The organism is Marinifilum sp. N1E240 (assembly GCF_009295825.1).
GTDB lineage: Bacteria > Bacteroidota > Bacteroidia > Bacteroidales > Marinifilaceae > Marinifilum_A > Marinifilum_A sediminis.
Genome location: NZ_WHKF01000060.1, coordinates 1 through 307, shown reverse-complemented (window position 1 = coordinate 307; position 307 = coordinate 1). Strand labels below are relative to the sequence as shown.

General features: G+C 30.6%; 1 pseudogene. It reads right to left on the bottom strand.

Going from position 1 to position 307, the window contains the following annotated elements:
- Positions 1-30: 30 nt before the first annotated feature.
- Positions 31-307: pseudogene (locus tag GCQ56_RS20840) on the bottom strand (hypothetical protein); the annotation flags it as partial.

The window sequence follows — 307 nt, the reverse complement described above, 5'->3', positions numbered from 1 at the left end:
ATTGAAAATCATTTTAATTTGAAATAGAATTTAGGTTCTTATTTGAGCCAAAATAAACTCTAATAGCACCATTAATTTATAAAAAGAAGATAAATGATGTGTTGCCCATTTAATGAGCATTTTTATTCCAATTATATTGATTATACGGCGTAGGTTATAGGCTGTCATAATAAAGCCTACATCAGCACTAGCAATTTTAATTCCTTTTTTTGTCATAATGTGATTGAAGCCCCATTGCCGTTTTATAGTTCCATATGGATGCTCGACTATTGCTTGACGCCTTTTGTAATAGCTTTGATTCAGTTGT